Raw genomic sequence first — 12,268 nt, 5'->3', positions numbered from 1 at the left:
ACTAGGCTTGCGCCATGATCACCGCCATCGTCCTCATCCAGGCCGACATCCACCGCATCCCCGAGACGGCCCAGGCGGTCGCGGACATCGCGGGTGTCGAAGAGGTGTATTCCTGCGCGGGCGATGTGGACCTCATCGCGAAGATCCGCGTCCGCGACCACGAGCAGATCGCCACGGTGGTCACGGGCAAGATCAACCGGCTGCCGGGCGTGCTGAAGAGCGCCACCCACATCGCGTTCCGGAGCTACTCCAGCTCCGACGTCGAGGGCGGCTTCTCCATCGGCGAGAACTGACGCCGATCACGCTGCGCCCCCGGCCTTTCGAGGTCCTTGCCGTTCGGCGCCCCGTGGTTGCGGCACTCAGCGCCGGCCCCTGATCAGGCCTGCGTGGCGAGAGAGTTGCTGAGCGCCGCCCATCGATCGAGCAGGGACGCCGCCGCACCGCTGTCGATCGCCCGGGCCGCCCGCTCCTTCGCGACCCCGAGGGCGTTCGTCAACTCCGCCGAGTTCATCGGTGCCTCCTGTTCGAAGGCGACGATCGCACCCGCGGAGTTCAGCAGCACGGCATCGCGCACCGGTCCGGTTGTTCCCGCCAGGAGTTCCCGCGCGATGGCCGCATTGGCGGTCGCGTCGCCACCCTGGAGCGCCGACAGTTCGACGCGGGCGATCCCGAGATCCGTCGGGTCGAGGCTGAGCTCGTTGACCTCGCCCGCGACCACCTGCCACACCGTGGACGTCGTGGTCGTCGTCAGCTCGTCGAGTCCGTCGTCGCCCCGGACCACCAGCGCGGAGTTGCCGCGTTCGGCGAAGGCGCGGGCGAGCACCGGGGCGAGGTCGGCGAACGCGCACCCGATCAGGCCCCGCGAGGGCGTCGCCGGGTTGGTCAACGGACCGAGCACGTTGAACACCGTCGGTATGCCGATCTCCTTGCGCGGCGGACCGGTGAAACGGAATGCGGGGTGGAATACCGGCGCGAAGCAGAACCCGATGCCGAGTTCGTCCACGCACCGCGCCACCGAGGCCGCGTCGAGGGAGATGTTCACACCGAGCGCCTCGAGGACATCGGCACCGCCGCTCTTCGACGACGCGGCACGATTGCCGTGCTTGACCACCGCCACACCCGCCGCCGCGATGACGATCGCGGTCATGGTCGAGATGTTCACCGTGTGTGACCGGTCGCCGCCGGTCCCGACGACATCCACCGCCGGACGGCCGACCTCCACGAGCGTCGCGTGGTCGAGCATCGCCCGGGACAGGCCGATCAGTTCGGCAGGAGCCGCGCCCTTCATCTTCACCCCGACGCCGAAGGCCGCGATCTGGGCACCGGTCGCACTGTCGGTCATGATCTCGTTCATCGCCCACGCCGACTCCTCGGCGTCGAGGTCGAAGCGGTCGGTGATCTTGCCGAGGATCTGCGGCCAGGTGAAGGCGGACTGTGCGGTGCTCACAGCCAGAGAGCCTAGTGCCTGCTCAGCCGGGCGGACGTTGGAGGACGGCCCAGCCGCGTGCGGCCCCGCCGTGCCGCGAACCGAGGCTGGCCATCCGTGACCTCTCCTGTGACAGATGCATCGCGTCGAGCAGTTGCACACGGGCCACCATCAGCAGCACCAGCCCGTCGGCACTCGGGACGGGAAGAGGCCCCCAGCGCTCGTCGTCGACCCGTTCGTACCCGTCGAGGGCGGCGACACCGGCAGCCGCGTCCACGCGTTCGGACGGGATCTCGAGGTGATGACGCAGGATCACCTCGTCCTCGGCACGCCAGGACGACGCGTCGAGCGCGGTCGAACTTGCGACCGCGTCGTCCTCCGAACCGGCCACCTCGACGACCTCATCGGCCAGCGAGAGAGGGCCCGCCTCGGCACCCGACCGCAACCGCGAGCGCAACCGCGCCAGGCGCCCCTGGGCGACGATGCGCCCGTTTAGATCCCGGCGCCCGGGAGAAGCCGAACTCGACATGAACACACCGTAGCCAGCGCGGCCCCCGCAGCGGCTCCGAAGGACACGCCGACGGCCCTCCGGCAGGCCCTTGACCAGCACCGGGAGAATTGATCGAGGTCAATTTCCGACCCGGGTGGCCACCGCTTACTACGAACCGTCATACTTCACTTGTGACAAGCGCTGTAGGTACCTCAGGAACAGCCATCACCTCGCGCGTGCACTCGCTGAACCGGCCCAACATGGTCAGCGTCGGCACGATTGTGTGGCTGTCCAGTGAGCTCATGTTCTTCGCTGGCCTCTTCGCGATGTATTTCGTCGCCCGTGCCAACTCCGCGGTGGGATGGCCGCCGCCACCGACCGAGCTGAATCTCGCCCTCGCCATCCCGGTGACGACGGTGCTGATCCTCTCGTCGGTGACGTGCCAGATGGGCGTCTTCGCCGCCGAGCGCGGCGACGTCTTCGGCCTCCGCCGCTGGTATGTACTCACCCTGGCCATGGGCACGTTCTTCGTGTGCGGCCAGGCGTACGAGTACTACCACCTGGTCGAGCACGGCACGACGCTCTCGTCGAGCGCGTACGGGTCGGTCTTCTACATGACGACCGGCTTCCACGGCCTGCACGTCATCGGCGGTCTGATCGCGTTCGTGTACCTGCTCATCCGCACCAAACTGTCGAAGTTCACCCCGGCGCAGGCAACCGCCGCAATCGTTGTCTCCTACTACTGGCATTTCGTCGACATCGTCTGGATCGGGCTGTTCGTCACGATCTACTTCATCCGATGACACCGGCGACAGCGCGAACCGCAACACCCGACGCGGTCCGCTCCCCGAATACAGAGCGCAGCTCGCTCTAACACCAGTCCGTCCCGCTTAGTAGAGAGTCACAGATGAGTTCATCTCCACCGCGTCCGTCGGATAGCGGCACCGAGGTCGGACCCGATGCATCGGCCCGACACTCCTCGGCACGTGACGCCGGCCGCCGCGCCAAGGCACGACGCAAGCTCCGCCGACGCGCAGGCGGCACCATCGTGCTGCTGGCCGGCCTCGTCATGGCAGGCGTGCTCGCCTCGGTCCTGACCCCCGAGCCCCAGGTGGCGGTCGCCGACGAGAGCAATGCCGCGATGATCGACGACGGGCGCAAGCTCTACGAGACCTCGTGCATCACCTGCCACGGCTCCAACCTGCAGGGCGTTCCCGATCGTGGTCCCGCACTGCTCGGCGTGGGCGACGCCGCCGTGTACTTCCAGGTGTCGACCGGTCGTATGCCCGCGGCACGTGGTGAGGCACAGGCACAGCGCAAGCCCGCCAAGTTCACCACCGAGCAGATCGACCAGCTCGGCGCCTACATCCAGGCCGAGGGCGGCGGACCCCAGGTCCCGCGCAACGCCGACGGCACCGTCGCCGAGGGTTCGCTCCGCGGCGAGAGCATCGGACGAGGCAGCGAGCTGTTCCGTCTGAACTGCGCGTCGTGCCACAACTTCACCGGCCGTGGTGGCGCGCTGTCCTCGGGCAAGTACGCACCGAACCTCGACGGCGTCAGTGAGGCACAGATCTACACCGCGATGTTGACCGGTCCGCAGAACATGCCCAAGTTCTCGAACCGCCAGCTGGATCCGGAAGAGAAAAGGGACGTGATCGCCTACGTCAAGTACGCCACCGAGGCCAAGCCGAGCGGCGGACTGGGACTGGGCGGCTTCGGCCCGGTCAGCGAGGGCATGGTCATGTGGTTCGTGGGCGTCATCGCCATCGTCGCAGGCGCCATGTGGATGGGATCTCGAGCATGAGCGCCAACGACAAGAACAACGGCCCGTCGCGCGACGAGCTGGAGGCGATGAGCACCGAGGAGCTCGTCAAACTCGGTACCAATCTCGACGGCGTCGAGATCATCCATCGCAGTGAGCGCTACACCGTTCCCGGCACCAAGGTCGAGAAGCGCGCCGAGCGTCAGGTGGCCATCTGGTTCACGATCGCCGGCATCTCCGCGCTCGCCTGCCTCGGAATCTTCCTGTTCAACCACTGGGAGTTCGCCCTGCCGGACGACCCGGATTACTGGTGGTACACCTTCAACACCCCGCTGTTGGGTGTGACCTTCGGCCTGTCGGTGCTGTCCATCGGCATCGCGATGATCCTCATCACCAAGAAGTTCATCCCCGCCGAGATCTCCGTGCAGGATCGTCACGACGGCGGTTCGGCCGAGGTCGACAAGAAGACCATCGTCGGTCTCCTGCAGGACACGGGCGCCACCTCGACCCTCGGTCGTCGCAAGATGATCATCGGTTCGGCCGGCTTCGGCCTCGGCGCGTTCGCCGTCACCGGCCTGGTCGCCTTCCTCGGCGGCTTCATCAAGAACCCGTGGGCCGAGGGCCCGAACTCGCCGCTGTGGCATTCGGGTTGGTCGCCGATCTACAACCCGAAGGACGCGCCCAACGAGACCATCTACCTGCGTCGCGACACCGGAAACCCGTACCAGGTCGCCCTGGTCCGGCCGGAGGATCTCGATGCCGGCGGTATGGAAACCGTCTTCCCGTGGCGTCGCTCGGACGGCTTCGGTGAGAGCGAGCACTCCCGGCACAAGCTGATGGAGGGCCTCCACGAGGTCCGCAACCCCGTCATGCTCATCCGCCTGCGTCCCGAGGACGCGGCCCGCGCCGTCAAGCGCAAGGGCCAGGAGAGCTTCAACTACGGTGACTACTTCGCCTTCACCAAGGTGTGCAGCCACCTCGGTTGCCCCGCCTCGCTGTACGAACAGCGGAGCAACCGCATCCTGTGTCCCTGCCATCAGTCGCAGTTCGACGCACTCGAGTACGCCAAGCCGATCTTCGGTCCGGCCGCCCGGGCACTCGCACAGCTGCCGATCACGGTGAACAGCGAGGGCTACCTCGTTGCGGCAGGCGACTTCATCGAGCCCGTCGGACCGGCATTCTGGGAGCGTAAGTCATGACCATCGCCGAACGGATCGGCACGCAAGCCGAAGAAATGGACTCGCGGTATCACCTCGCCGCGGGCATGCGTCGCCAGATCAACAAGGTGTTCCCCACCCACTGGTCGTTCATGCTGGGTGAGATCGCGCTGTACAGCTTCATCATCCTGCTCGTCTCGGGCGTCTACCTGTCGCTGTTCTTCGACCCGTCGATGACCCACGTGGTCTACGACGGCGCGTACCAGCCGCTCAACGGCGTCATGATGACCAAGGCCTACGAGACCACCCTGGATCTGTCCTTCGAGATCCGCGGCGGCCTGTTCGTCCGCCAGATCCACCACTGGGCGGCTCTGCTGTTCGCGGCGTCGATCATCATCCACATGGCGCGCATCTTCTTCACCGGTGCGTTCCGCCGTCCGCGTGAGGCCAACTGGATCATCGGCTGCCTGCTGCTGATCCTGGCGATGTTCGAGGGCTTCTTCGGCTACTCGCTCCCCGACGACCTGCTGTCGGGCACCGGCGTCCGCGCCGCGATGAGCGGCATCGTCCTCGGCATCCCCGTGGTCGGTACCTGGATCCACTGGGCGCTGTTCGGCGGAGACTTCCCCGGCGACATCATCATCCCGCGCCTGTACGTGCTGCACATCCTGCTGTTCCCGGGCATCATCCTGGCGCTGATCGGTGCGCATCTCGCGCTCGTCTGGTACCAGAAGCACACCCAGTTCCCCGGCCCGGGCCGCACGGAGAAGAACGTCGTCGGCGTCCGCATCATGCCGGTGTTCGCCGCCAAGGCCGGCGCCATGTTCGCCTTCGTCACCGGTGTCCTGGCCGTGATGGCGGGCGTCTTCCAGATCAACCCGGTCTGGAACATCGGCCCGTACAACCCGGCGCAGGTGTCCGCGGGATCGCAGCCGGACATCTACATGATGTGGACAGACGGCCTGATACGTCTGTTCCCCGCATGGGAGCTGTACCTGGGCAACTACACGGTCCCGATGTCGAACTGGGTCGTGTTGATCATGACGATCATCTTCGGCGTCATGTTCGCCTACCCGTGGATCGAGAAGAAGCTCACCGGCGACGATGCACACCACAACCTGCTGCAGCGTCCGCGTGACACCCCGGTGCGCACGGCGATCGGTGCGATGGCGTTCTCGTTCTACATCCTGCTGACCATCGCGTGCATGAACGACATCATCGCGTTCAAGTTCCACATCTCGCTGAACGCGACCACGTGGATCGGTCGAATCGGCCTGATCATCCTGCCGCCGTTGGTCTACTTCATCGCATACCGCTGGGCGATCTCGTTGCAGCGCAGCGACCGTGAGGTCCTGGCCCACGGCATCGAGACCGGAATCATCAAGCGGCTGCCGCAGGGCGAGTACATCGAGGTTCACCAGCCTCTCGGCCCGCTCGACTCCCACGGACACCCGATCCCGCTCCCCTACGAGGGTGCGGCCCTGCCGAAGCGGATGAACAAGCTCGGCTCCGCGGGTGCACCGGGTACCGGTTCGATCCTCACGGCCGACCCGCTCGAAGAGCAGTTGCGCAACGTCGAACTCGAACACGAGATCGAGGCAGGCGAGCGCAAGGCCCTGCGCGAGTTGCAGGCCAAGGGCGGTAATCCCTTCACCGAGTAAGTCTCTCGGCGAAAGTTCCACGTACGACCCACAGCGGGCCGTCGAGCACCATCAGGGTGGCACGACGGCCCGCTGTGTTCGTTGTCGGAACGGTTCCGGCGCCGCGAGCGGTCCTCCTCACTCCACCCGGCTCGGCCCCTCCCCCACCCCGCTCGGCTGCCTCCGATGTGGCACCGTGGACGCCATGCGCCCGTTTCGCCCCCGAAGTTCCGGTCTCACCCAGATCACCCGTGGGATGGGCACTCTCGATGCCGAGGTCTACGACTCGATCGCGCGCTCACCCAGTCCGCTCCTCGACGCGTCGATGCCTGCGCTGTCTCGCGCGGCCGACCACTCGAAACTCTGGATGGCCATCGCCGCGGGTCTCGCTCTCTCGGGGCGACCGTCGCTGCAGCGCGGAGCGGCCCGGGGCATCTCCTCACTCGCCGTGACGAGTGTCGTGGTCAACCAGGGTGCCAAGCGCATCCGACGCCGCGACCGTCCTGCCACCGCCCTGATCCCCGGACCCCGGCTCGGGCGTCGCAGCCCGACGTCCAATTCGCTGCCCTCCGGACACTCGGCCAGCGCGGCGGCATTCGCGGTCGGTGTCGCCGTGGAGAGTGCCCCCGCCGGATTGCTGTTGTCGGCGCTGGCCGGGCTCGTGGGGCTGTCCCGGGTGGCCACCGGCGCCCACTACCCCGGCGACGTGGCCGCGGGACTCGGCATCGGCGCCGCGATCGCCACTGTCGGGGCCCGCGTCGTGCCACCCATCAGCGAACCCTCCCTGTCGCCGGCGGCGCCCAGCGTCGTCGACGTGGCCCCCAACCCCGACGGTGCCGGGTTGGTCGTCGTGGTGAATCCGGGGTCCGCGGACGGGCGAGGTAGACGCGTGCTCGATGCCATCCGCGAGGCGCTGCCCGCCTCGGAGATCGTGGAACTCGACGAGGGCGACGACATGGCGGCGGTGTTCGACGACGCCGCGCGTCGGGCGCAGATTCTCGGCGTCGCGGGCGGCGACGGCACCGTGGCCTGTGCCGCAGGCGCGGCGATCGCCGCCGACGTGCCCATCGCGGTCTTCCCCGCCGGCACCTTCAATCACTTCGCCCGCGACATCGGCTGTGCCTCGGTGCATTCGACGATCGATGCGATCAAGGCGGGTTCGGCGTCCCGCGTCGATGCGGTGTGGCTCAACGACACCCGGCTCATCCTGAACACCGCGAGCATCGGTGCGCATCCGCACTTCGTCCGTGTCCGCCGCCGGTTGCAGAACCGCATCAGCCGTCCACTGGCCACAGCTGTCGCCGTCCTGCAGGTGCTCCGCAACGACCCCCACGTGCGGATCGAGGTGGAAGGACGCGTGTTCGATGCCTCGCTGTTCCTTGTCGGCAATTCGCTGTACCAGCCGACCGGGTTCCTGCCTTCTCGTCGCGCTCGCATCGACGACGGCCTGCTCGATGTACGCATCCTCGAGACGAGCCACCGGTGGGCCACGGTCCGGCTGCTCGGCTCACTGGCAGCCGGCAGGTTGCAACGGTCGCATCTCTACCACGAGATGCAGGTGCCCGAGTTCGGCTTCCGGGCCGTCGACGGGCCGGTCGCCGTCTCGCACGACGGGGAGGTCGAACAGTCGTACTCGCAGGCGGACTTCCGAGTCGCCTATCGCATCCTGAAGGTCTACCGCCCGGTTGTCGCCGGCCGTCGCTGACCCGTACACAGGCGTCTCATCCACCTACGAAGAAGCGCCCCACCGGAGATCCGGTGGGGCGCTTCTGGCTGATCTGAGAGGTAGGACGCCTCAGTGCTTCTCGGGTCCCACGTGGTACTCGAAGACGAGCCCGGCCGCGGTGCCCATGATGACGAACGCCGCGAAGATCGCCAGCCAGAAGTTGCCGGTGGCGAATCCGACCGCGAAGGTCGAGGCGCCGAGGGCGATCAGGATGGGCCACCACGAGTGCGGGCTGAAGAAGCCCAGTTCGCCTGCACCGTCCTCGATCTCGGCATCTTCGTAGTCTTCCGGACGGATCTCGACCCGTCGGGCGACGAAGCGGAAGAAGGTGCCCGCGATGAGCGTCAGACCCGCCGCGAAGAACAGGCCGACGACGCCGACCCACTCGATGCCCTTGCTGGTGAAGCCCGTGAACAGCGTGTACGCGACGCCCGTCAGAAAGAAGAAGGCGGTCAGCATCTCGAAGAGGCGTGCCTCGATCTTCATCGTCAGCTCACTTTCTTGGTGCAGTTGGCGAGGGTCGGATCGTCCGGGTTGCCCGTGGCACCGACGGAGCCGTCGGTGGCGCGACGCGTGTCGAACGGCACCGTGGTGACCGACTCGGGCGCCTGGCAGATCGAGGCGAGTGCCTCGGCGTTGGTCGCCGTCGGGTTGGCCTCACGGAAGCGGATGTAGCTGTCGAAATCCTCGGGGGCGACCGCACGGACCTCGAAGTTCATCATCGAGTGGTACGTGCCGCACATCTCCGCACAGCGGCCGACGAAGGCGCCGGTCCGGTCGATCGACTTGATCTGGAAGACCGGGTCGGTCGCGTTCTGCGCCGGGAACGGGAAGACGTCGCGCTTGAAGAGGAATTCCGGCACCCAGAACGAGTGGATGACGTCGGCCGAGGCGATGTTGAACTCGATCCGCTTGCCGGTCGGCAAGACCAGCACGGGGATCTCCGACGACGAGCCGACGGTCTCGATCTTGTCGAACTTCAGGTAGTCGCGGATGTCGTCGTCACGTCCGCCTGCGGGCAGCGGGACCTCACCGTGCTCGCCACCGTGGTCGCCGCCGCTGGCGTGTTCGCTCTCGCCGCCGCTACCGGTCTGGGCCTGGACCTCGAACGGGTTGCCGTTCTGCTCGAAGCCGTTGTAGGTGGTGCCGTCGGAGAACTCGACCTGGTTGTAGCCGAACTTCCAGTTCCACTGGAATGCCGTCACGTCGACGACGACCTTCGAGTCGTCGTTCTTGCTCTCGACGTTGTTCTGCACGATGACCGTGAAGTAGAAGAGCACGGCGATGATCACGAACGGGATCGCCGTGTAGGTGAGCTCGAGCGGCACGTTGTACGCGGTCTGGCGCGGGAACACGCCCTTCTTCGCGTCGTTCGCGCGGTGGAACGTGATCGTCCAGAAGATCAGCGCCCACACCAGAATGCCCATGACCAGGGCCGCGATGACCGACCAGGTCCACAGATCGACCATCTCCTTGCCGTCGGGCGTGACGCCCTCGGGCCAACCGAAACGCATCGCCTCACTGGCGTCGCAACCCGACATCAGCAGTGCGCCGAGGCCGAGAGCTGCGACGAATCCCAGCCGCTTCATCGTCCGCGACGCTGATGAGACACGCCTCGCTCGGGGCCGTCCACCGTGTGCCAATTTCACGCCTTCCTGCTCGCTCACCGGCGCCTTCGCGCCGAGGTGAGTGCATGCCACATGACCTGCCCGGGCAAGGTCCTGCCGTGGATACACAGCAATTCTTGCACCTAGTACTACGCAGCGTAGACCAACCCGCGGAACCTTTCGTGATCGGGGTTTGATCCGGCCGTGTCCGCCTCTGCGGCCCGGTCCCCTCGGCCGTCCGTACTCGTCGAGACCCCCGTTGTCGCCGCATCGTTCCGGTCACCACGCCAGGTGGGGAAACACCGCGGGACTTCAGGCATACTCGGTCCCGACCCCGGCGTGCCGGGACGGATGCGTGGACGGCAACTGAACGGAGAGAACAAGACGTGTGTGGTCTGCTCGGCCTGCTGACTTCCGACGGAAGGGCCGCCGATGTCGTCGACGCGGTGGCAGTGGCCTCACACTGCATGCGGCATCGTGGCCCCGACGAACCCGGCACCTGGCACGACGACGACATCGTGTTCGGCTTCAACCGCCTCTCGATCATCGACATCGAGCACTCGCACCAGCCGTTGCGCTGGGGACCGCCGGAGAACCCCGACCGGTACGCACTCGTGTTCAACGGAGAGATCTACAACTATCTGGAGATCCGCGCCGAACTCGCGCGAGACGAAGGTGTGCTGTTCCGCACCGAGGGTGACAGCGAGGCGATCGTCGCGGCCTTCCACCATTGGGGTCCCGATGCCGTCCGACGCCTGCGCGGCATGTTCGCGTTCGCCATCTGGGACACCGAGAACCGATCGCTGTTCCTCGCGCGCGACCCGTTCGGCATCAAGCCCCTGTTCGTGGCGTCCGGCCCGGGCGGTCTCGTCTTCGGCAGCGAGAAGAAGAGCCTTCTCGAGGTCATCGAGCGCATCGGATTGTCCAAGGAACTCGATCCCCGGGCGATCGAGCACTACACCGTCCTGCAGTACGTCCCCGAACCCGAGACGATCCACGCCGACATCCGGCGGCTGGAGTCGGGCTGTCACGCCACCGCGACCCCGGGCAGCCCTCTCGCGACGCGGCGATACTTCACCCCGCAGTTCGGCGTCCGCCCCGTCACCGACGCGACCCGCCAGAAGCGTTACGACGAGATCGCCGATGCCCTCGCCGATTCGGTCGCCAAGCACATGCGCGCCGATGTGACGGTCGGGTCGTTCCTGTCTGGTGGCATCGACTCGACGGCGATCGCCGCGCTCGCGATCCGGCACAACCCCGACCTGATCACCTTCACCACCGGGTTCGAACGGGACGGGTATTCCGAGGTCGACGTCGCCGCCGAGTCCGCCGAGGCCATCGGCGCCCGTCACGTCGTGAAGGTCGTCGGCCCGTCGGAGTTCATCGAGTCCATCCCGTCGATCGTCTGGTACCTCGACGACCCGGTCGCCGATCCGGCGCTCGTCCCCCTGTACTTCGTGGCCGCCGAGGCACGCAAGCACGTGAAGGTCGTGCTCTCCGGCGAGGGAGCCGACGAACTCTTCGGCGGGTACACGATCTACAAGGAGCCGCTGTCGCTGGCGGCGTTCGACCGGCTACCGGGCCCGCTGCGTCGGGCCGCGGGCAAGATCTCCGACCGGATTCCCGAGGGCACCCGGGGCAAGAGTCTCCTGCATCGGGGGTCACTGACCCTCGAGGAGCGCTACTACGGCAACGCCCGCAGCTTCGACGACGCCCGGCTGCGCGCGGTGCTACGCGACTACCGCCCCGAGTGGACCCACACCGACGTGACCGCGCCCATCTACGCGATGAGCGAGGGGTGGGATCCGGTGGCGCGCATGCAACATCTGGATCTGTTCACCTGGCTGCGCGGCGACATCCTGGTGAAGGCCGACAAGATCACCATGGCCAACTCCCTCGAACTGCGCGTACCGTTCCTCGACCCCGAGGTCTTCGCGATCGCCGAGGGACTCCCCCACGACGAGAAGATCGCCCACGGCACAACGAAGTACGCGCTGCGCAAGGCACTCGAGCAGATCGTCCCGGCACACGTGCTGCACCGCAAGAAGCTCGGCTTCCCGGTGCCGATCCGACACTGGCTGGCCGGCACCGAGATGTTCGACTGGGCGCACGAGACCATCGCGAACTCGCAGACCGATCACATCTTCGACAAGAACGCGGTCATCGCGATGCTCAACGAGCACCGAGAAGGTGTGGTGGACAACAGCCGTCGCCTCTGGACCGTGCTCATCTTCATGGTCTGGCACGGCATCTTCGTCGAGGGCACGATCGTCCCCGACATCGTCGACCACACCTATCCGGTCCGCGTCTAGACCCGCACGGCACCCGCATCCCGCCGACGCACTCGTGTCCCGCCCGGCGCCGAAATCCACCCCGGAAATCCACCCTGCAGCGACGACCCGGCGACGATATGTCGTCGGCTCCGCTACTGAGGGCGGTTGTCGGGGGCGGTTCTCGGGG

General features: G+C 66.8%; 11 protein-coding genes. 7 read left to right on the top strand and 4 right to left on the bottom strand.

What is annotated here, in order from left to right:
- Positions 1–14 precede the first annotated feature (14 nt).
- On the top strand, positions 15–293 hold the full coding sequence (locus tag MAY35_RS21965; RefSeq protein ID WP_238423408.1) for an Lrp/AsnC family transcriptional regulator: 279 nt from the start codon (positions 15–17) through the stop codon (positions 291–293).
- An 83-nt stretch (positions 294–376) separates the two neighbouring features.
- Here the strand turns inward: MAY35_RS21965 and trpD are convergent, their stop codons facing one another.
- Both trpD and MAY35_RS21955 read right to left on the bottom strand, forming a co-directional pair.
- Positions 377–1,447, bottom strand: a complete 1,071-nt coding sequence (gene trpD, locus MAY35_RS21960) for an anthranilate phosphoribosyltransferase (RefSeq protein ID WP_238423407.1) — start codon at positions 1,445–1,447, stop codon at positions 377–379.
- 22 nt (positions 1,448–1,469) lie between these two features.
- The gene (locus MAY35_RS21955) at positions 1,470–1,955 is read right to left on the bottom strand and encodes a hypothetical protein (RefSeq protein WP_238423406.1); all 486 of its coding nucleotides are present in this window, start codon (positions 1,953–1,955) and stop codon (positions 1,470–1,472) included.
- Positions 1,956–2,107: 152 nt separating this feature from the next.
- Between MAY35_RS21955 and MAY35_RS21950 the strand changes: the two genes are divergently transcribed.
- From MAY35_RS21950 to MAY35_RS21930, 5 genes are all read left to right on the top strand, one after another.
- Complete coding sequence (locus tag MAY35_RS21950) at positions 2,108–2,719, top strand: heme-copper oxidase subunit III (RefSeq protein ID WP_238423405.1); 612 nt, start codon at positions 2,108–2,110, stop codon at positions 2,717–2,719.
- Positions 2,720–2,823: 104 nt separating this feature from the next.
- Positions 2,824–3,720 carry a c-type cytochrome gene (locus tag MAY35_RS21945; RefSeq protein ID WP_238423404.1) on the top strand — a complete coding sequence of 299 codons (897 nt, stop codon included), beginning with the start codon at positions 2,824–2,826 and terminating at the stop codon, positions 3,718–3,720.
- Positions 3,717–4,877, top strand: a complete 1,161-nt coding sequence (locus tag MAY35_RS21940) for a ubiquinol-cytochrome c reductase iron-sulfur subunit (protein WP_238423403.1) — start codon at positions 3,717–3,719, stop codon at positions 4,875–4,877. The genes MAY35_RS21945 and MAY35_RS21940 overlap by 4 nt, the downstream gene beginning before the upstream one ends.
- Positions 4,874–6,496 (top strand): cytochrome bc complex cytochrome b subunit, encoded by a 1,623-nt coding sequence (locus MAY35_RS21935; protein WP_238423402.1) that lies wholly within the window; start codon positions 4,874–4,876, stop codon positions 6,494–6,496. Before MAY35_RS21940 ends, MAY35_RS21935 begins: the two co-directional genes overlap by 4 nt.
- Positions 6,497–6,680: 184 nt before the next feature.
- Positions 6,681–8,180 carry a diacylglycerol kinase family protein gene (locus MAY35_RS21930; protein ID WP_374238001.1) on the top strand — a complete coding sequence of 500 codons (1,500 nt, stop codon included), beginning with the start codon at positions 6,681–6,683 and terminating at the stop codon, positions 8,178–8,180.
- Positions 8,181–8,270: 90 nt separating this feature from the next.
- Here the strand turns inward: MAY35_RS21930 and MAY35_RS21925 are convergent, their stop codons facing one another.
- Both MAY35_RS21925 and MAY35_RS21920 read right to left on the bottom strand, forming a co-directional pair.
- Positions 8,271–8,687: a cytochrome c oxidase subunit 4 gene (locus MAY35_RS21925; protein WP_238423401.1), complete on the bottom strand. Its 417-nt coding sequence runs from the start codon at positions 8,685–8,687 to the stop codon at positions 8,271–8,273.
- A gap of 2 nt (positions 8,688–8,689) precedes the next feature.
- Complete coding sequence (locus MAY35_RS21920; protein ID WP_238423400.1) at positions 8,690–9,790, bottom strand: cytochrome c oxidase subunit II; 1,101 nt, start codon at positions 9,788–9,790, stop codon at positions 8,690–8,692.
- Positions 9,791–10,194: 404 nt separating this feature from the next.
- Between MAY35_RS21920 and asnB the strand changes: the two genes are divergently transcribed.
- On the top strand, positions 10,195–12,120 hold the full coding sequence (asnB, locus tag MAY35_RS21915; protein WP_238423399.1) for an asparagine synthase (glutamine-hydrolyzing): 1,926 nt from the start codon (positions 10,195–10,197) through the stop codon (positions 12,118–12,120).
- Positions 12,121–12,268: the final 148 nt, after the last annotated feature.

Source organism: Gordonia sp. 'Campus' (assembly GCF_022206305.1).
In the GTDB taxonomy this organism is placed as follows: Bacteria; Actinomycetota; Actinomycetes; order Mycobacteriales; family Mycobacteriaceae; genus Gordonia.
Note: the sequence above shows the minus strand (reverse complement) of the source record. Positions and strands in the feature narration are given on the sequence as shown.

Coding starts and splice junctions, on each gene's coding strand:
- MAY35_RS21955 (WP_238423406.1), bottom strand. CDS start 1,955: ATGTCGAGTTCGGCTTCTCCCGGGCGCCGGGATCTAAACGGGCGCATC.
- MAY35_RS21965 (WP_238423408.1), top strand. CDS start 15: ATGATCACCGCCATCGTCCTCATCCAGGCCGACATCCACCGCATCCCC.
- MAY35_RS21925 (WP_238423401.1), bottom strand. CDS start 8,687: ATGAAGATCGAGGCACGCCTCTTCGAGATGCTGACCGCCTTCTTCTTT.
- MAY35_RS21935 (WP_238423402.1), top strand. CDS start 4,874: ATGACCATCGCCGAACGGATCGGCACGCAAGCCGAAGAAATGGACTCG.
- MAY35_RS21945 (WP_238423404.1), top strand. CDS start 2,824: ATGAGTTCATCTCCACCGCGTCCGTCGGATAGCGGCACCGAGGTCGGA.
- MAY35_RS21940 (WP_238423403.1), top strand. CDS start 3,717: ATGAGCGCCAACGACAAGAACAACGGCCCGTCGCGCGACGAGCTGGAG.
- MAY35_RS21930 (WP_374238001.1), top strand. CDS start 6,681: ATGCGCCCGTTTCGCCCCCGAAGTTCCGGTCTCACCCAGATCACCCGT.
- MAY35_RS21920 (WP_238423400.1), bottom strand. CDS start 9,790: ATGAAGCGGCTGGGATTCGTCGCAGCTCTCGGCCTCGGCGCACTGCTG.